Source organism: Anaerotignum propionicum DSM 1682 (genome assembly GCF_001561955.1).
GTDB classification, from domain to species: domain Bacteria; phylum Bacillota; class Clostridia; order Lachnospirales; family Anaerotignaceae; genus Chakrabartyella; species Chakrabartyella propionicum.
In genome coordinates this window covers 979,898-998,644 of sequence record NZ_CP014223.1, presented here as the reverse complement: position 1 = coordinate 998,644, position 18,747 = coordinate 979,898, and the positions used below count along the sequence as shown (strand labels likewise).

The 18,747-nt window shown below is 36.6% G+C and carries 16 protein-coding genes and 1 tRNA gene; 4 read left to right on the top strand and 13 right to left on the bottom strand.

The annotated features are described in order from the left end of the window. Positions 1–208: 208 nt before the first annotated feature. The 11 genes from CPRO_RS04770 to CPRO_RS04720 form a co-directional block, all read right to left on the bottom strand. A complete protein-coding gene (locus CPRO_RS04770) occupies positions 209–1,666 on the bottom strand; it encodes an FAD-binding oxidoreductase (protein ID WP_066048474.1) in 1,458 nt (485 codons plus the stop codon). 213 nt (positions 1,667–1,879) lie between these two features. Next, positions 1,880–2,356 carry a helix-turn-helix domain-containing protein gene (locus CPRO_RS04765; protein WP_066048472.1) on the bottom strand — a complete coding sequence of 159 codons (477 nt, stop codon included), beginning with the start codon at positions 2,354–2,356 and terminating at the stop codon, positions 1,880–1,882. 380 nt (positions 2,357–2,736) lie between these two features. Next, positions 2,737–3,414 carry a GntR family transcriptional regulator gene (locus tag CPRO_RS04760; RefSeq protein WP_066048469.1) on the bottom strand — a complete coding sequence of 226 codons (678 nt, stop codon included), beginning with the start codon at positions 3,412–3,414 and terminating at the stop codon, positions 2,737–2,739. A 244-nt stretch (positions 3,415–3,658) separates the two neighbouring features. Next, entirely contained in the window at positions 3,659–4,678 is a 1,020-nt protein-coding gene (locus CPRO_RS04755) for a zinc-binding alcohol dehydrogenase family protein (protein ID WP_066048467.1), read from the bottom strand. 184 nt (positions 4,679–4,862) lie between these two features. Beyond that, the gene (locus CPRO_RS04750; RefSeq protein WP_066048465.1) at positions 4,863–6,158 is read right to left on the bottom strand and encodes a TRAP transporter large permease; all 1,296 of its coding nucleotides are present in this window, start codon (positions 6,156–6,158) and stop codon (positions 4,863–4,865) included. Further along, positions 6,155–6,736: a TRAP transporter small permease gene (locus CPRO_RS04745; protein WP_066048462.1), complete on the bottom strand. Its 582-nt coding sequence runs from the start codon at positions 6,734–6,736 to the stop codon at positions 6,155–6,157. Before CPRO_RS04745 ends, CPRO_RS04750 begins: the two co-directional genes overlap by 4 nt. Before the next feature lie 82 nt (positions 6,737–6,818). Beyond that, a complete protein-coding gene (locus tag CPRO_RS04740; RefSeq protein WP_066048459.1) occupies positions 6,819–7,847 on the bottom strand; it encodes a TRAP transporter substrate-binding protein in 1,029 nt (342 codons plus the stop codon). Positions 7,848–7,940: 93 nt separating this feature from the next. Continuing rightward, positions 7,941–9,554, bottom strand: coding sequence for a mannitol dehydrogenase family protein (locus tag CPRO_RS04735; protein WP_066048456.1), 1,614 nt, complete (start codon positions 9,552–9,554; stop codon positions 7,941–7,943). A 133-nt stretch (positions 9,555–9,687) separates the two neighbouring features. Then, positions 9,688–10,764, bottom strand: coding sequence for a mannonate dehydratase (uxuA, locus tag CPRO_RS04730; protein WP_066048453.1), 1,077 nt, complete (start codon positions 10,762–10,764; stop codon positions 9,688–9,690). Between the two features lie 334 nt (positions 10,765–11,098). Then, positions 11,099–12,124: a sugar kinase gene (locus tag CPRO_RS04725; RefSeq protein WP_066048450.1), complete on the bottom strand. Its 1,026-nt coding sequence runs from the start codon at positions 12,122–12,124 to the stop codon at positions 11,099–11,101. Positions 12,125–12,211: 87 nt separating this feature from the next. Beyond that, a complete protein-coding gene (locus CPRO_RS04720; RefSeq protein WP_066048447.1) occupies positions 12,212–13,171 on the bottom strand; it encodes a bifunctional 4-hydroxy-2-oxoglutarate aldolase/2-dehydro-3-deoxy-phosphogluconate aldolase in 960 nt (319 codons plus the stop codon). A gap of 338 nt (positions 13,172–13,509) precedes the next feature. On the opposite strand from CPRO_RS04720, the gene CPRO_RS04715 reads away from it, so the two are divergent. The 3 genes from CPRO_RS04715 to CPRO_RS04710 all read left to right on the top strand — a co-directional run bounded on the left by CPRO_RS04715 (position 13,510) and on the right by CPRO_RS04710 (position 15,254). Beyond that, on the top strand, positions 13,510–14,262 hold the full coding sequence (locus CPRO_RS04715) for an IclR family transcriptional regulator (protein ID WP_066048444.1): 753 nt from the start codon (positions 13,510–13,512) through the stop codon (positions 14,260–14,262). Between the two features lie 102 nt (positions 14,263–14,364). Then, complete coding sequence (locus tag CPRO_RS16190) at positions 14,365–14,625, top strand: CPBP family glutamic-type intramembrane protease (RefSeq protein ID WP_422664668.1); 261 nt, start codon at positions 14,365–14,367, stop codon at positions 14,623–14,625. Between the two features lie 56 nt (positions 14,626–14,681). Continuing rightward, entirely contained in the window at positions 14,682–15,254 is a 573-nt protein-coding gene (locus CPRO_RS04710; RefSeq protein ID WP_066048441.1) for a DNA-3-methyladenine glycosylase I, read from the top strand. Between the two features lie 793 nt (positions 15,255–16,047). On the opposite strand, the gene CPRO_RS04705 is transcribed toward CPRO_RS04710, so the two are convergent. Together CPRO_RS04705 and CPRO_RS04700 are read right to left on the bottom strand one after the other, a co-directional pair. Beyond that, complete coding sequence (locus tag CPRO_RS04705; RefSeq protein WP_066048437.1) at positions 16,048–16,254, bottom strand: hypothetical protein; 207 nt, start codon at positions 16,252–16,254, stop codon at positions 16,048–16,050. Positions 16,255–16,379: 125 nt separating this feature from the next. Beyond that, positions 16,380–16,467: transfer RNA gene (locus CPRO_RS04700), tRNA-Ser, on the bottom strand. A 294-nt stretch (positions 16,468–16,761) separates the two neighbouring features. Between CPRO_RS04700 and CPRO_RS04695 the strand changes: the two genes are divergently transcribed. Then, on the top strand, positions 16,762–18,738 hold the full coding sequence (locus CPRO_RS04695) for a DNA gyrase/topoisomerase IV subunit B (protein WP_066048436.1): 1,977 nt from the start codon (positions 16,762–16,764) through the stop codon (positions 18,736–18,738). Positions 18,739–18,747 lie beyond the last annotated feature (9 nt).

Below are 18,747 nucleotides of genomic sequence, written 5' to 3'. Positions count from 1 at the left end.
CCATCTCCAAGCTTTAATTGGCACGTAAAAAACAAAATAAGCACAATGATTTATGAATCTCCCTTATTATATAGATGAAACGGAGAAAAACACACCTGAGAAAAGGAAAAGCACCGAAATTTTTGTCTCGATGCTTTTGAATGAATTATAAAAAATTATAGTCTTTCCGAAAGAATATTTTTTTGAGTCCAAAGATGTGTACTACATCTTATCTTTTTGTAACATATCGAAAACCCCTATAATTTTCCTCCCTCATTTCGTTTATTTCGCCTTCCATATGGTCCTTTAATTGGTAACGGGGGCAATCATTACAACAATCTGTCCTTCCTATACTTTGAGGAAAGGTAAAAATATTTTTAGGGTCATATTTCTTTTTAATTTTTTTCAATTCTCTTACATGGGTTCCATAATACTCCTGCAAATAGTCATATAATTCTTTATATGGAAAATTTACATAGGATCCTATTGTGATTGCCTCAAGATAAGGGAACCGATTGGCAATCCATTCTCTATTCTCTTTGGAGTATATGGGGTTCTCCCAGACTGTTTCAAGCCACATTATATATTTTGCATTACGATAGTAAAAGGCAGTATCATCAGTTTCAATTTCCGATACTCTGCCCCCTAATGCATACAGTGAAATTCCTGCAAATACTGACCCGGGGGAACGCTTCCTTATTAAATCCACAAGTTCCGTTCTTTCATTTGATGTAAAATCCCTGAAAGCAAAACGACTTGCTGATTGGAATTTTTCTGAGGGCGGGTAGACACTTCCAATTATTGTGACCGCCTCAAGAAAAGTCATAGATTCAATATTATATTCTGCATTATCAAGGGCAAGAAAATCAGCCATCATTTCCATTGCAGCCTCCGCCGAGCCATAAAATATTCCCCTAATCAGCATACCCAAGCCATCAGCAGAAGAATGATAAACCCTACCAATTAAAGTAATCCGTTTATCTGCAGTTTTTAACCATTCTTGCCATAAATAAAGAAATTCTTCCTGCTCTTGCTCACGGACATTTAAATAATCTATCTCAATCAGCGTCACATTTCTTACCTTTGGAGGTAAATTGAAGGTCATGGATACGATTACACCAAAATTACCCCCGCCTGCCCCACGACAGGCCCAGAAAAGATCACAATGATTTTCACGGTTGGCTTTGATAGTGATACCTTCATAATTAATTAGCTCAATTTCCTTCAAACTGTCACAACCCAAGCCAAAATTTCGGCAAGAAAGTCCCCAGCCTCCTCCCAGTGCATATCCACTTACGCCAACGGTGGGGCAAGTACCCCCCGGAAAAGGATATCCCTTGGATGCTACAAATTCATATACCAGCTTATTGGTTACCCCACCTTGAACAATTAGCTCATTTAAGCCTTCATCAATACGCATGTCATTCATTTGGCTTATATCAATCACTAAAGTGCAATCACCATTGGAATACCCTTCATAATTATGTCCTCCACTGCGTATACGAATTGGCACACAATGCCTTCTAGACCAAATGACTGCATTTGAAACATCAATTTTTGTTGCGCAATATACAATAATTAGAGGAAACTGCTGAATTGCCGTATTAAAGCCTTGCCTTGCTTCACTATAAATGGGATCTAAGGGAGTGACAATGTCTCCAGTCAAACCATATAAAAAGTTATTCATAACGGAACCTCCATTCAACTATTCCATAAATAAACAAAGTTACTTGTCTAATTCTATTATATGAAGGTGTGTTGGTATCTGCTATGTTTTGAACTCAAGTAAAATGCAACTTTTTGGCAATTCGTCAACTTCCCTATTTTAATTCAAAGGGTCAAAAATAACCCTTCTTTTGGGATATATTTTGAACCCCAAGATAAACTCGAAGATTTTCATTCAATCATCTTTTCCATCCCCTAAATACTGAAATATTTTCTTATCATATTTTGCTTTTTTATACCAACCAAAGGCAATCATAACAACGCCTATGAATAAAACTATTGTTCTTTTAGTTGAATACGGCGAGTACATGCACGAAAGGACAATACCTGTACCAGCACCGGTTAAAAAATCGATACAAGATTTTTCATGTTTAAAATTCTTGATATGATTCAGCGTTTCCATTAAATGACCATCGGCCTTTTCTTTAAATTCTGAATCCATTAAGCGTTCAGCGTAAAGCAGCTCATTGGCACTGATTCCTAATTCAGCGCATAACATGGGAATGACTGATATGTCAGGCATATAATTTCCATTTTCCCAACGAGAAATTGTTTTATTTGTGACTCCAATCCTATCACCCAACTCCGCTTGAGTCATTCCTTTTTCATTTCTTAACACAGCTATAAATCCCCCTATTTTTCTCTGATCCATAGTACATCCACCTTCCTTAATGATAAAATTATAGCAAAAATTAAGCTTTATGTATTCCCCACAGATAGCGATTCCCACATTTGCTGAACAATACTGTTTATATTCGTTGCAGACATCCCTTTTTCTTAACACATATTCTATTTCTTCCAATCTCAAAATACTGATTTTACTTCCAATACTTTACCAAATTTCACTATCAAATATTTATTCTATTCCACCCACTTCTTATTGCTTTAAACTCTTTATTCAAGTAAAATGCCAAGATGTTCTGCATCTCATTTCAAAGTGGGGTGAGATTGCATATCCGTTAAAATGAAGTAGATGTCTTTCGTCTAAAAAATATATGGGGAAATAAAAAAGACAAGCAACAGCTTGTCAATTTACTTAAAATACTCCGGAAATTTATTTAATAATTCTTGTCTTTCTTGTTCATACTGTTTTAAATGTTGTCTCATTAGGGTTACGGCTTTTTCTCCATCCTTTTCTTTAATCGCCTCTAAAATAGCTCTATGGTCTTCAACGATCTTTTTCGCACCAACACTCGCCGAAACCTTAAGTAATCTTAATCTATCAAAATGAATGGAAAAACTTCTAACTACATCATAGCATTTTGACTTCTTCGCAATTTGAAAAAGCATTTTATGAAAAGCATTATCCGCCTCAAAAAGCCCCTCTGGATTGTTATTCATACAGTACTGATTTTGAAGACGTAGGTTTTCTTCTAACTCAGCTATATTCGCCTCATTAATAACCCGACAAACCTCTTCAACAACCCCACATTCCAACAAATTTCTCATGAAATATGTTTCATCTATCATATCATAATCTATTAAAGAAATTCTGCTTCCTCTTTGGGGAAATACCTCCACGATACCTATATTGGCCAACTCGCTTAAGGCTTCTCTAACGGGGGTTCTAGAAATACCTAGCTCTAAAGCCATTGTATTTTCGCTCACTAAGGTTCCAGGCTTTAAATCGAGGTTTATTATATTATCTTTCAATACGCTTAAAGCGTATTCTCTAGAGGTTTCACGCTTCATCTTCTCTCTAACCTTCATTTTTCTACCCCCTCTCACTTGTCTTATCTACACTATCATAAATAAATTTCATTTTCAATAGTATAAAACAACAAGACTTAAACTTTATTTTCTTAGTAAAAGGCTACACTTAAAGTAGTATAGCCTTGTCAAATGCATAATATATTTTCATAGTATAGACACTTGAAAACAACATTGAAACCTTTTCAAATGTTCCCTTGAACTTACTTCCCAAGCTCCCATGACCAAAGTAGAAATTTACGAATCAATACAATTTAATTACTACTTTTCTAGTTTTATCTAGATGTTGTTCAATATACTTAAAAGCTTTTTCCATATCCTCTAAGGGATAAAAAGCAGTTATAAAATTTTCGAATACAATTTTTTCATCTCTTACATAATCAATCACCACAGGAAAGCGATTTGTCTGATGACGTGAGCCCATAATGCTGACCTCACCTTTAGACAGCAATATGGGCGCTATCTCGCTAGGGGTTGTATTAAAGCTTAATTCTACCACTCTTCCGGCATTAGAAACAAAAGTTAAAGCATCTTCAAAACTCTTTTTGTTACAAATAGAATCAATGACCACATTTGCTCCCATTCCACCAGTAATTTCAAAAATTCTATCGGCAACATTTTCTTTCATAGCGTTTATGGTAAACTCAGCGCCGTGCTTTTTCGCAAAATCTAATTTTTCATCCACAATATCGGATAATATGACTCTAGCCCCTAAAATTTTAGCATTTTCCGCTACCGTAAGACCAATGGTTCCACCACCCATGACGAAAACGAAATCGTCCTTTGTCACTTGTCCTCTATAACAAGCTTGTGCCCCTATGGTAAAGGGTTCAATTAAAACGGCATCTTCTAAAGATACGTTATCCGGCAGTATATGGGCGTTACTTTCCGGAACCTTAAAATATTCAGAACAACCTCCATCAATATGCGCTCCGAAGACCTTTAGTTCTTGGCATGCATTTCGTCTTCCGTTTTTGCAAGAGTAACACTTTCCACAGGCGATAAAGGGTTCTACCACCACTCTATCGCCCACTTTTACACTGGTAACCTCACTTCCAACCTCATGAACGTGACCCACAATTTCGTGCCCCCAAACAAGAGGATATTTAGCAAAGGCATTTTGCCCATGGTAAATATGTATATCCGAGCCACAAATGCCTACGTATTTCACCTTAATAATGACATCATTGGCTTTTTCTATTTTAGGCATCGGTGTTTCTTTTATTTTAATAACCCCAACTTTTTCTATAATTCCTGATTTCATTTTTAAACCTCCTAAGACTTTTGGAGAAAAACATTTTAAGTCGTTGTCCCACTCCCCCTTAAGCTCTAAGGACATTACATTGAAACATCCTTTAACCCTTTTTTATCTCGGGGGAATTTTTAATGATACATTTTTAGTAACTCATTGTGAAATTCATTTTAGTAAGCACAGCCACATTGAAGGATTAACCCCCTAACCAGCCTAATGGTACAGTAATCAGACCGGGGAATAGTATAAATAAATATACCAATGCCATTTGGAATAAATAATACGGAATAACCGGCTTAATTATCTCTTCCATTCTAATCTTCCCTGTGGCACAGGCGACATTAAGAACCGGCCCCACCGGCGGTGAGGTTAGGCCTAAAACGTTAGCAAGGGTAAATACGATACCGAAATAAACCTTATCTATTCCTGCCGCCGTAATAAGGGGTAACATAATCGGCGTCATGATTAATATAGTAGGAACTACATCTACACAAGTACCCATGACTATAATAATCGTCATCAAAATAGTCATTAATAAAATAGGATGACTCGTCAAACCGGAGAGTGACTCAGTAATGGCTTGGGGTATTCTAGAAACCGTCATAAGATAAGCCGCCACGTTAGCCGCTGCCGCCAGAAACATTACAACCGCCGACATTTTAGCAGCCGATATAAAGGAAGTAAATAAATCCTTTAACGTCAATTCTCTATAAACCACAATGCCTACAAATAATGCATAAACTACCGCTACAACCCCAGCCTCTGTAGCCGTAAAGATACCGCCTCTAAGACCTACTAAAATAATAACAGGTAGTAATAACGCCCATAAGCCGCTTAAAAATACCTTAAGCGTTTCTTTAAAGGATAATCGGGGCTCATTAGATTTTACTCCGTCTTTTCTACAAACAAAGAACCAAACGCCGCACATGATAACCGTAAAATAAATAGCTGGAAAAATACCGCCCATAAATAACGATTTTATGGATACACCGGCCGAAACACCATATACAATCATTGGTATTGATGGAGGCATAATAGGGGCTACTATATTAGCCGAAGCTACTAAGCCGGCAGCTTTGGCTCTATCATAACCACTTTTGGCCATCATAGGGATCAAGATAGCCCCAAGAGCCGCCGTAGAAGCCACAGCTGATCCTACTAAAGAAGCAAACATTAAGCAAGCTAAAATGGTTACATAGCCTAAACCACCCTTAACTCTACCTACAAATATATTACAAAAATTAATAATTCTTTTCGTAAGACCGCCTCTATTCATTAATTCGCCAGCCATAACGAAAAAAGGCAGAGCCATCATAGTTACACTATCTGTTCCACTCATCAATTTCGTAGCTATAATCTGAACGTTAGCGTTAGAGCCACCCAAATATAGAGCCGTACAAATCCCACAAAATATAAGTGCTATTGCTATAGGAAGCCCAAGAGCGATACCGCCTACTAAAAATAGTAAAAACATAGTTAAGGTAAGTATCATTTTAACACCGCCTTGTCTTGTTCAAAATCCGCAAAAGGATCTTCCCCTGAGTCATGAGGCTTTATCAAATCAATGGGATCCTCTTTCAATATGATTAATTTAATTAAATTTACGATACAAATAATAATAAACGCTACTCCTAAAACAACCCCGGCAAATTGAATAAAGAAAACTGGGTAATGGGTTACTACCCATGAATTATTTTTATTTAGCAAAGAAACCTGCCAAGCTCCTTGGGTAAGCAGTGCCATAATCCAAATGGTTATGCCTTGAATCAGAAAATAAATTACCCGCTTTGCTGCCATAGGCACTTTCATAATTAAAGAATCTACCATTAAGTGATTATTCTCTTTCATCGCTACGATAGAGCCTAAATAAACCAAATATATAAAGCTAATTCTAGCAACTTCTTCTGAGTAAGCAAAGCCTTTATGAAACACAAATCTTAGAACAACATTAGCGAACGTAAGTATAATCATAATAGCTAAAAAAATCGCAATCAGAATTTCAATGGTACGAAATAAAAAATTAATCATCTTCGTTATACCAGACATTTTATCAGAAATACCAGAGCTCATTTAATCACTCCCTCCCTTTTTGTTTATAAAAGGGCGTACGTGAAATACGCCCTTTGTAAGAAAGAACTGTTCAAGAGATTTCTTACTGAACCGCTTGAATTTTTTCTACTAATTCTTTCGCCCAATCATTTTCAGCATATAGCTTATCAAGGGTTGGTTGAATTTTTTCAATGATAAGCGCTTTATCCTCTTCTGTACAAGGGGTTACTGTAACACCATTGTCAATTAAGAATTGACGGTCAGCGTCAACACTTGCAATATAATCTGTCCAAGCCTGTTCAGAAGCTGCTTTTGCAGCATCTTTAATGATTTGCTGTTGCTCTTCGCTTAAAGAATCCATAAATTTTGCGTTGGTAATAATCTCTAAGGTAGCAATAATATGGTTGGTTTCATATAAGTATTTTTGAACCTCATATAAAGCTTCACTCTTAACTGTTACCATACCGTTATCTTGACCATCAACTACGCCTGTTTCAAGAGATGAGAATAACTCATTTAAAGGAATAACCTGTGCGCTTGCTCCTAAGTTTTCAGCGATACCAACATGAATAGGGTTAGCAGGCATTCTGAATTTTTGTCCCTTAAAATCATCAACACTTTCTAACTTTTTATTACTTGTAAAGGTTCTTGCAGAGTTAGGGCCCCAACCTAAAATATAGGTTTCTGGGAATTTCTCATGGAACTTGCCATTTAACTCTTCTGCAATTGCGCCGGTCCAAACCTTTTTTGCGTGCTCTATATCTCTATAGAGAAATGGCCAGTCTGAAATTAACATAGTAGTAAACTCTTGATTCATACAAGTACCGATAACTGCAACCTCAACCGCCCCATTACGAACGCCGTCCCATAATTCAGTTTCATTTCCCAAGGTGCCGGAGTGATAAACATCTACCTTAATAGAGCCCCCACTTTTTTCTTCTACCTGCTTTTTAAATACGTTATCAATAGCCATAGCCATTGGATGGGTTTCAGCCCAGTTATCACCAACTTTGATGGTAACAACCTCAGCAGGAGCAGCGTCGCCACTTGCAGCTGGCTTTGCACCACAGCCCGCTAAATTGCCGATACATAACGCACTTACTAATAATAAGCTTACTACATGTTTTTTCATATTTTTTTCTCCTCTCCTCTTTACAATCCAACTCATTCCGTTTCTGGAAATCAAAACGAAACGCTTTTATCTTTAAGGATTCCTCCTTAAAAATCAATCTAAGTATTTTACTAATGTTTTTCTAACTGCTCCACTGCCTTCAATCAGCTCTAAAAACATGAGTTCAATTTTTTCACTCAGCCCTGCCTCTACTAGGTCTAGGCCAAAAATGACCTTGTTTGCCAAGAATGGCTTCAATTGACCTTTATAACTGTCTTTATTCCCTATCTTAATTTCTTTTAACCCCTCTTGTAAATCAGAAAGCATAGGATCATCACTGATTTTGAAAGGCTTTAGTCCATCATCTACCCCTAATAAATAACGAAACCAGCCAGCTATGGCAAGAGGAATAAACTGTAAAGCATTCACGTCCAAACTTGGACTTTTTATATAAGCTTTCATCGTTTCACCGAATCGAATGGCTACCTTTTGGCTAGTATCCGTAGCAATTCTAGCCGGACTATCAGGTATAAATGGATTTGGCAGCCTTTCATTGATTACCTCGTCAATAAAATTTCGTGGGTTTATTATTTTAGGATCCACTACTACTTTTATTCCCTCATCATAGCCTATTTTTTCAACCAACTTCTTCAGTTCGTTATCATTCATTTCTTTTGCAATACTATCATAACCTAATAGACAGCCGTATACTGCCAGCGCTGTATGCAGTGGATTTAGACAGGTGGTTACTTTCATGGTTTCACTTTTATTTACCGTATCCCTATCGCTAAAATACACCCCTGCCTCTTCTAATTTTGGGCGACCATTGGGGAAATTATCCTCTATTACTAAGTATTCAGGAATTTCAGCATTCACAAAGGGAGCAATAAAGGTTCCCTTATTGGTAATCACCGGGGATATTTCCTCTAAACCAAGGCTTATTAGATTTTCTTCAATTTCCTTAGCTGGTCTTGGTGTAATTTTGTCAATCATAGACCAAGGGAAGCTAACCTTGCTTTCGTCGCTGATATAATCTATAAATGCCTGATTAACAAAACCTTTTTCCAGCCATTTATCAGCCACATCCAGCACGGAAGCTTTCAACTTTTCACCATTATGACTGCAGTTATCCATGCTAACGATAGCTACAGGATATTTTCCCGCATTAAAGCGTTCCAATAATAAAGCAGTGGTTATACACATAGCGTGATTTGCTTTCGTGGGGCCATTTTCTAAATCTTCCAAAACGGTATTAAAGTAATTCCCCTTACTATCTTTTAACGCATAGCCTTTTTCGGTTATTGTAAAGCTTGCCATTTGCAAAGATGGGGCTTGAAAAGCTTTCTTAAGACTTTCAAAGTCACTTTCTTCCCTTATGCTAGCCTTAACAGAGTCACAAATTGAGGCCAAAACCTGCTTTTTCGTCTCACCATTGGCCCGAAGCCCAACTGAAAAAACCAAATTATCATAAGGTTTATATATTTTATCTATGATATCAAAATCAAAGGTTTCAGCAGCTATAATACCTATATCATCCAAGCCTTTTTCCAATAGTTCATCTTGTAATCTAGCGATAAAGCCTCTAAAAATATTCCCCCCTCCAAAATGAATCCATCTGGGAGTTTCCTTTGTATTTTTGATTGTATTTTCTATATCATAAGTCGGTGTTTTTATTTCATTTTCAAGCCAAAATTCTATATCTTTTAAACCTTCTCTATTTAGCTTCATTCTTAACCTCCATGTCCAAGCAAAGACCCAATCCATTTATCTCGGCACTTTGAGAAAAACTCTGCTTGTTTTTCCTTCACAAGAGCATTTTGTAATCTTGTATTGCGTGACTTACGCCACGCAACTGAAAGTCTCAAGATTTACTCATCTTATCTATTGCTTCCCATAGACCTAAGAGGTAGTTTGCACCTAAAGCTCTGTCATATAAGCCATAGCCGGCTCTTGCCTTCTCACCCCAAATCATTCTCCCATGGTCAGGACGTATATACCCATCAAAGCCGGTAGAATGAAGCGCCTTTACAATTTCAAACATATCTAAATCACCACATTGGGATAAATGAGCAGACTCATCAAAATCCTTAGGGCTAAGGTGTTTTACGTTTCTAATGTGCGCAAAGTGAATTCTACCCATATCTCCAAATTCTTTCATAATAGCAGGTATATCATTATCCAAGTTACTGCCTAGGCTACCGGTACAAAGGGTTAAGCCGTTATATTTACTATTATTTAGCGCTAAAAATGTTCTAATATTTTCTGCATTTGTAATAACCTTTGGTAAATTGAATAAAGGCCATGGTGGATCATCCGGATGAATTGCCATTTTCACATCATATTTTTCAGCATATGGAATGATTGCGTCTAAAAAATATTTCATATTGGACCAATATTCCTCGGTAGACATGGACTGATAAAACTCCATATCCAGAGCCATTTGAGGTATTCTTTCAGGCTCCCAACCAGGTAAGGAATACCCTCCACTGTTTGACACCATGGAATCGGCAATTGTGGTTGGATCCAGCTTTACCACATCATCATGGCGATAAGCCATGCCAAAACTTCCGTCAGACAAAGGATGGAATAACTCACTTCTAGCCCAATCAATAACGGGCATAAAATTATAACAGATACACTTTACCCCTACCAAAGATAAATTCTTAATGGTCTCGATATAATTTTCTATGTATTTATCACGGGTTTTCAAGCCTTTTTTAATATCCTCATGGATATTAACACTCTCGATCACCTCCATTTCAAGCCCAGCTTTATTGATTTCATCTCTTAAAGCCTGACAAGCCTCCAAACCCCAAACCTCCCCCACTGGGATTTTAGGCATACAAGCCGCTACCCCAGTCATGCCCGGAATTTGTTTAATTTGTTCTAAGGTCACGCTGTCGTCTCCATAAGGAAACCAGCGAAAAATCATTTTCATTCACACACCTCCATATTAATCCGAAATAGTAAGTCAAAATGAATTACAATTTAAAAATGTTTTTCTGCAAATTTTAATAAAAAACTGAAAAAAACGCCACTCCAATACGCCTCATTTTAAAAACTACACATTTTTCACTATGTAATTCATCGTGATTTATACTCATTCTACAACTTACATACTAGTATATCAATTGACATATTGTTTAAAGTTTTATTAAAAATACTGTGCAAAACGCATAAAAAATGGTTAGGTAAATTACCTAACCATTTTCAAGGAAAAAAATATGAAAATAATATTGTTGCCAAAAATGAATGCCTAACTGGTTTAAATCTTATCTTTGTACTCTACCTGAGGCATCGCCGCCGGCTAATTTTGTAACCTCGTCCAGGCTTACCATATTGAAATCCCCTTCAACAGCATGTTTTAAACAAGAAGCTGCTACAGCAAACTCAATGCTCTCCTTAGAATCATAGCCTAAAAGAGTCGCTCCAATCAGTCCGGCTCCAAAGCTATCACCGCCGCCAACTCTATCAACAATATGAATTTTATAAGTTTTGCTAAAATGATATTCTTTGCCATCATAAAGCATAGCTGACCAGTTATTATCATTCGCAGATAAAGACTCTCTTAGTGTTATTGCCACTTTAGAAAAACCAAATCTATCCGCTAATTGTTTCGCAACATCCTTATAGCCTTCTTTATTCACCTTCCCTGTGGTAACATCTGTATTTGCGGAATGAATGCCAAATACATCTGCGGCATCCTCCTCGTTTGCGATACAAACATCTACATATTCACATAATTTAGTCATAACCTCTCCGGCCTTCGCCTTACTCCAGAGCTTATTTCTATAATTTAGGTCACAAGAAATAGTAATATTCTTTGCTTTCGCCGCTTTACAAGCCTCAAGGCAAATCTCAGCTACCTCATCATTGAGAGCAGGGGTAATCCCTGTAAAATGGAACCAATTTACGTCTTCAAAAATCTCATTCCAATTAAAGTCTGATGGCATCGCTGTGTAGATAGAAGAACCGGCTCTATCATAAATCACCTTGGAAGGACGTTGAGAAGCGCCTTTTTCCAAGAAATAAATACCCACTCTATCGCCGCCTCTGGCTATTTTCGAGGTGTCAACACCGTATTTTCTTAAAGAGTTTATTGCTGCTTGACCGATTTCATGCTTAGGCAATTTTGTTACAAAGCTTGCATCAAAGCCATAATTAGCCAAAGAAACCGCAACATTTGCCTCGCCACCGCCATATGTAGCACCAAATGTATCCGCTTGAACAAATCTGAAATAACCTTCCGGTGCCAGTCTTAACATGATTTCACCAAAAGTAACTATTTTTTTAGCCATAATAAATTCCTCCTATACCTTTAAACAGCAAACTACTATTGTTTCTTCATTCCAATCATTCTGCAAAACATATCTTTGACACTATATTTAGTTTTGTACTAAATGAATGGCAAAACCACTGATTTCTTCCTCCAGATAAACTGCAATCAGCTTATCATTCTTATATTTTTCACTATCTTTGTTAAAGGTTACACCCAAGCTTTCCAGATATTTCATAGCCCCCAAGACATCATTGGTTCCAATGGCAATATGCCCTTTTTTACCGAGATAGGGAGCTTTCATAAACTCTATGCCGTCGTCCGTAAAAATGGATGAATTGCCTGCTCTTTTTTGAAAACCAAATAAGTCAGAAATTTTATCAGCGGATGCATTTGCTTCCCCTTCATCTTCACAATTAACGCCTACATGCTTCAATTGAAAGCCAAAAACAGTTTTAATCGCTTCTCTTGTAAGCTCTTCTATTTTTTCATATTCGCCATTTTTAATCAGGCTCTCTTTCACCATCCAAGTTCCACCACAAGCCACAATCTTAGAAAATGAAAGATATTCTCCAATATTATTTTCACTAATTCCGCCAGTAGGCATAAATTTCAGCTTGGGAAAAGGTCCTGCCATTGCCTTAATGGCATTTAAGCCACCGTTAGCCTCAGCGGGGAAAAACTTAACCACTTCAAGTCCAAGCTCTAGTGCTTGCTCTATGCCAGAGGGGTTGGTAACACCGGGAACGATAACAATATCTTTATCAATACAATACTGAACCACCTTAGGATTAAGCCCTGGGCTTACGATAAATTTAGCTCCCGCGGCTACTGCCTTATCTACCTGTTCAGTTGTCAAAACAGTACCTGCACCGATTAACATATCTGGAAAATGATTCGACATTAAACGGATAGATTCTTCTGCCGCCTCAGTTCGGAATGTAATTTCAGCACATTTCAATCCACCATTGCTTAAGGCTCTGCCCAAAGGAATGGCATCTTTGGCATCCTCTAAAACGACAACCGGAACTACTTTAAATTTACTTATACTTTCTAAAATTTCATTCACCTAAAATCACCTTGCCCTCTCCACGCTATTTGTTTCGTATTATGGAACTTATTTTTTCATAATGAAACTTAAATTTAAAGTACTCCTGAAAATTAAAATTGTCAATAGATATTTGTAAGTTCATATACCTACACAAAAATGTTTGTTTTATATTGTGAAATGTGCTATCATAATACGAAAATAGCATTTTCTTTTTTTGAAGCAATTTCACCATAAAATTGACTACAAAAATGATAAATTTGACATAGTGATATGGATTAACAATGAAATAATGATTTTTCATCCTTTGCGGAAAGAAAATTTGTTGATGTTTTAACTTGATCATGAGGTGTAACTTAATGAATGATAAAAATCCTATTCAAGTATCTGAAAAGCTTTTTAAAGCAATAGAACTCTTAGCTGAAAAAGGCGCTTTAAGCCTTACTGAAATCAGTAATTATCTTGACTTAAATAAAAGCACGGTTCATAGAATCCTAAATTCTTTGATTTTTATGAACTATGTTAAGCAAGAGGAAAAAACCCTGAAATATGGGCTTAGTTTTAAGCTTTGTAATTTGGCTAGTAAATTTTTAGCTCATAATGATATGATTAGTATCATCCATCCCTACCTAATAGACTTAGCAAATAAGACCAACGAAACCGTTCATCTTGTTGAGCGTTATGATACTATGGCCATATATATCGATAAAGTGGAAACATCAAAAAATTCCATACGCCTTTATTCTACTATAGGTAAATCGATTCCCCTTTATTGTTCTGGAGTTGGAAAGGCAATTTTAGCTGAAAAAACCAAAGAAGAACTTTTAGAGATTTGGAATAAAAGCGAAATAAATAAAATTACCGATAAAACTATAACGAGTTTTAATGAATTTGAGATTAAAATTAAAGAGGCTCAAGAAAATGGCTATGCCTGTGATATAGAAGAAAATGAAATTGGCGTTCATTGTGTGGGCATTTATATAGATGTGCCTAATAAAGAGTATGCTATAAGTATATCTGCCCCAAAAGAAAGATTGGATGAAAATATGATTAAAATCTACGGAAAATATTTATTGGAAATAAAAGAAAAACTAGAAAAAGAGTTATCATAAAATTTTATCTATCATTACAAAAGGATCAAAAAAAGCTTTATTTAATTTGAAATCTAATTTGCAGATTCACAGCATTCTATAAATGAGCATCTATTATTCCAGTTGCTTGTAAATAACTGTACCCTCAAACTTTACTGTTGGACTCATTCAATTTCTCTATTTTTATACGCAAATATAATAATGCTTATTTTTGAGGAAATTATTTTTCGTGGGTATGTGTGGAACAAGCTGAATCAAATTTTCGAAAGAAAAGAAAACTTATTTTCTTTCAACAGCTCTTTTTGCTCTGTGGCATTTTGGTTACATCGATTCTCTCGCCTTCGGATTCAACAGAATTTGTTGCACGCACGAATTGTCCGTTAGAAATTTAAAATGAAAACAATTATAAACAAAAACTAAAAATGTCAGGAGGTTCATTGATGAGTGAATTAAAAAGATGTGATTGGGCTCTTAAAAATAAATTGGAACAGGATTACCATGATCATGAATGGGGAATTCCTGTTCATGACGATAAGAAACTATTCAAAATGCTGATTTTAGAAGGAAAACAAGCGGGATTAAGCTGGTCAACGATTCTTTCAAAAATGGATACCCTTTGTGAAGCTTTTGATGACTTTGACCCAAGGATTCTTGTGTCCTATGACGATACAAAAATTGAAGCTCTTTTGCATAATAGCGGAATCATTAAAAACAGGCTGAAAGTGAACGCGACTATCAGTAATGCAAAGGCATATTTCAAACTGTGCGAGAATTTTGGGTCTTTAGATAACTACTTGTGGTCATTTGTCAATCATCAACCCATTATCAACAAATGGACTCGTATTGAAGATGTACCATCCAGTACCCCCCTCTCCGATGCCATCAGCAAAGACTTAAAAAAACGAGGCTTTAAATTTGTTGGCACTACCACAATCTATGCATTTATGCAAGCTGTTGGAATGGTAAACGACCACTTAATTACCTGTGCTTTTTATGATTGCTCTCAGCTCTAGGGGTAGCTAAATTTCATTTCGTCAAGCAGTCCAAATCTTCACGGATTGCATTCCAATGAACACTCAAATATGAATTTATGATACCTAACTCTTTCATCATTCATAACGCTTTACTTTTAAACCTTGCATTACTGCAATTCACTTATCCAAACTAAAACAGGCCCGCTACGGAGTATTATCTTCCACCTTGATTTCTGGCATTTTGAAAGATTTGTAAACTTTTAATTACTTTTCAAACTATTTTTGAATCTACACATAGGCTTTATATGAATACGATTCATAGAGCAATTTTAAAGGCTGATGAAAGGTGTTTGCATAGTACCAAACAGCAGAAAAGTACCAGACAGGATAAGACACAAAAAATTTGCGTATCAGGGATAGGCAGATTGTCTTGAGCCGACAAATCCTAAAATAATCACGGTGTCTCTTATATTTTGAACAGTACCGCAAAACAAATCATGGAAAAAATAATGTTAAGCTGAAATTATGTAGCCATTTATGATGGCAAGCTCTTTTCTATGGACATCACAAATGGCAATGCTCAAAATGGCGGGCACTTCCTCATGTTTTTCTAAAAGGATATCGTTCAATTTTCAAGCTGTGCTTTGAACCATAAAATTGTAAGATTATGCTCATTTTGTCAGTTTAAATAGGATTCTGTGTCCATTTACCATTTCATCTTCAATTTTTCCATATTCAGTCCAACCGATTTTTTTGTAAAAAGCTATTGCTCTGTGATTTTTATCAAAGCATTCCAAATGCAGCTCATTATACAGATTTAGCTTATCCGGAATTACTTGATTGATAAAAGCAAAAGCAGAGTGGAACTTTTAATTCCTTTTCTTATATCCTCATCGCAATTGCCACTATCTATATACCAGTCAATAATTTGATCCCCAAGGTAAGAACGTGCGTAGTTATCTGCAACAAACCTTGATAATTTAAAAATATTTTCTTCATCTTCCATAGTGGCTGGCCTAATAATGTAATTCTTACTCATTTTGTTTTCTCCGATTCAAAGTTCTCACTTCTTAGTTATATAAAATCTTCATTTATACGAATATACCATAGAAAATGATTAAAGTCATGTATGAGTTTAAATCCTCATACATGACTTTAATCTGCCGGAAGCGGTGGGATTCGAACCCACGAGCCCATTGCTGGACTACCTGATTTCGAGTCAGGGCCGTTATGACCACTTCGATACGCTTCCATATAAGAATATGCAGTTGTTTTTTGGGTAGCAAACGAATTCCCAACCAAAGCTTAGTACCATCGCTTTCATACGCTCAATATCCATTGTATATTTATAACAAATTTCCAGCGGAAAGCCTATTTATTATACCAACCCCAGCATAAAAAATCAAGTTTTTTGTCAACAATAAAGCTTTATCCTTTTTTCACTGCCTTGACACTATAGGCAAACTAATGTTACCCTATATACATTGGGATAATTTTACTTCCTAACTATATATAGAGTCAGATAACAAAAGAAGCAGGTGTTTTCATGAAATCACAACAAAAATCAAACTATACCAACGAAAGTATCACCTCATTAAAGGGCGCGGACCGTGTTCGCCTTCGCCCCGGTGTTATTTTTGGTTCCGATGGCTTAGATGGCTGCGAACACGCAGTTTTTGAAATCCTATCTAACTCTATCGATGAGGCAAGAGAAGGCTACGGAAATAAGATTGAAGTCGTTCGATATAAAGACCATTCCATTATGGTGAAAGATTATGGCCGAGGGATACCCGTGGATTATAACTCCAAAGAAGATCGTTTCAACTGGGAATTGGTGTTCTGCGAGCTTTACGCAGGTGGTAAATATCAAAATAACACTGGTGAAAACTACGAGTTCAGCTTGGGTCTTAACGGTCTTGGTACCTGTGCAACCCAGTATGCTTCGGAATATATGGATGCAGTGATTTATCGTGATGGAATCTGCCATAGCCTTCACTTTGAAAAAGGCGAAAATGTGGGCGGTCTTATGAAGGAAGGGGCTGAAAAACACCCCTCTGGTACACAAATAAAATGGCGTCCCGATCGGGATGTATTTACGGATATTAATATCCCCCTCACCTACTTTCAGGATATTTTAAAAAAACAAGCTGTGGTTAATGCAGGCTTGACTTTTGAATTGTTTGATGAGGAAAGCGGAGAAAAATATATTTACTGCTATAAAAATGGCATTAAGGACTATTTGCTGGAACTTTCTGGAGCAGACAACCTTACGGATGTTCATTATTTGCAAACAGAAACCAAGGGTCGTGACCGAGAGGATAAACCAGAATATAAATTGAAATTTGAGGCGGCTTTTTGCTTCAATAATCAAGTGAATATTCTTGAATACTACCATAACTCCAGCTTTTTGGAGTACGGTGGATCCCCTGATAAAGCGGTTAAAAACGCTTTTGTTTTTGCCATAGATAAATACTTAAAAACCAATAATTTATACAAAAAGGATGAGAAAAAAATTACCTTTACCGATATTGAGGACAGCTTAATTCTGGTCATCAATTCTTTCTCCACAGTAACCAGCTACGAAAACCAAACGAAAAAATCCATCACAAATAAATTTATACAAGATGCAATGACGGATTATTTCAGAGAACAGCTGGAAATCTATTTTATTGAAAATAAAATGGAAGCAGAAAAAATTGCTGCACAGGTTTTGGCAAACAAACGTAGTCGAGAAACAGCGGAGAAAACCAGAATTTCTATCCGAAAAAAGCTGACAGGATCCTTAGATATGAATAATCGTGTGGAAAAATTCGTGAACTGCCGCACAAAAGACATCAATCGTCGGGAAATATATATTGTAGAGGGCGATTCCGCCTTAGGTGCCTGTAAATTGGGCAGAGATGCGGAATTCCAGGCAATTATCCCTATCCGCGGAAAAATCTTAAACTGCTTAAAAGCGGATTACAATAAAATTTTCGCCAACGATATTATAACGGATTTATTGAAGGTTTTGGGTTGCGGTGTGGAAATCAAGACCAAGCATACCTCCGACTTAAATTCCTTTGATTTAAGCCAACTGCGTTGGAACAAAATCATCCTTTGCACTGATGCTGATGTGGACGGTTTCCAAATTCGCACCCTTCTGTTAACCATGCTTTACCGCTTGGTGCCTACTCTAATATATGAGAAAAAGGTTTATATAGCAGAATCTCCCCTTTATGAGATTACAAACGGAAAACAAACCTATTTTGCTTATTCCGATAATGAAAAAGCAGAAATTCTCGGCAAGCTTAAGGGAAAAACGAAAATTAATCGCTCAAAGGGACTTGGTGAAAATCAACCTGAAATGATGTGGGAAACCACCATGAACCCCGAAACAAGGCGTTTGGTATTGGTTACTCCCGATGATGCAAAACGTACCCAAGAAATGTTCGAGCTTTTACTGGGAGAAAATTTAAGCGGCAGAAAAGAATTCATTGCTGAAGAAGGCTACAAATATCTGGAATTGACAGACATTAGTTAAGAAAGCGGT

What these genes read in the sequence shown, in the direction of transcription:
- CPRO_RS04770 (WP_066048474.1), bottom strand. Translation starts at nt 1,666, where the DNA reads ATGAATAACTTTTTATATGGTTTGACTGGAGACATTGTCACTCCCTTA.
- CPRO_RS04765 (WP_066048472.1), bottom strand. Translation starts at nt 2,356, where the DNA reads ATGGATCAGAGAAAAATAGGGGGATTTATAGCTGTGTTAAGAAATGAA.
- CPRO_RS04760 (WP_066048469.1), bottom strand. Translation starts at nt 3,414, where the DNA reads ATGAAGGTTAGAGAGAAGATGAAGCGTGAAACCTCTAGAGAATACGCT.
- CPRO_RS04755 (WP_066048467.1), bottom strand. Translation starts at nt 4,678, where the DNA reads ATGAAATCAGGAATTATAGAAAAAGTTGGGGTTATTAAAATAAAAGAA.
- CPRO_RS04750 (WP_066048465.1), bottom strand. Translation starts at nt 6,158, where the DNA reads ATGATACTTACCTTAACTATGTTTTTACTATTTTTAGTAGGCGGTATC.
- CPRO_RS04745 (WP_066048462.1), bottom strand. Translation starts at nt 6,736, where the DNA reads ATGAGCTCTGGTATTTCTGATAAAATGTCTGGTATAACGAAGATGATT.
- CPRO_RS04740 (WP_066048459.1), bottom strand. Translation starts at nt 7,847, where the DNA reads ATGAAAAAACATGTAGTAAGCTTATTATTAGTAAGTGCGTTATGTATC.
- CPRO_RS04735 (WP_066048456.1), bottom strand. Translation starts at nt 9,554, where the DNA reads ATGAAGCTAAATAGAGAAGGTTTAAAAGATATAGAATTTTGGCTTGAA.
- uxuA (WP_066048453.1), bottom strand. Translation starts at nt 10,764, where the DNA reads ATGAAAATGATTTTTCGCTGGTTTCCTTATGGAGACGACAGCGTGACC.
- CPRO_RS04725 (WP_066048450.1), bottom strand. Translation starts at nt 12,124, where the DNA reads ATGGCTAAAAAAATAGTTACTTTTGGTGAAATCATGTTAAGACTGGCA.
- CPRO_RS04715 (WP_066048444.1), top strand. Translation starts at nt 13,510, where the DNA reads ATGAATGATAAAAATCCTATTCAAGTATCTGAAAAGCTTTTTAAAGCA.
- CPRO_RS04710 (WP_066048441.1), top strand. Translation starts at nt 14,682, where the DNA reads ATGAGTGAATTAAAAAGATGTGATTGGGCTCTTAAAAATAAATTGGAA.
- CPRO_RS04705 (WP_066048437.1), bottom strand. Translation starts at nt 16,254, where the DNA reads ATGAGTAAGAATTACATTATTAGGCCAGCCACTATGGAAGATGAAGAA.
- CPRO_RS04695 (WP_066048436.1), top strand. Translation starts at nt 16,762, where the DNA reads ATGAAATCACAACAAAAATCAAACTATACCAACGAAAGTATCACCTCA.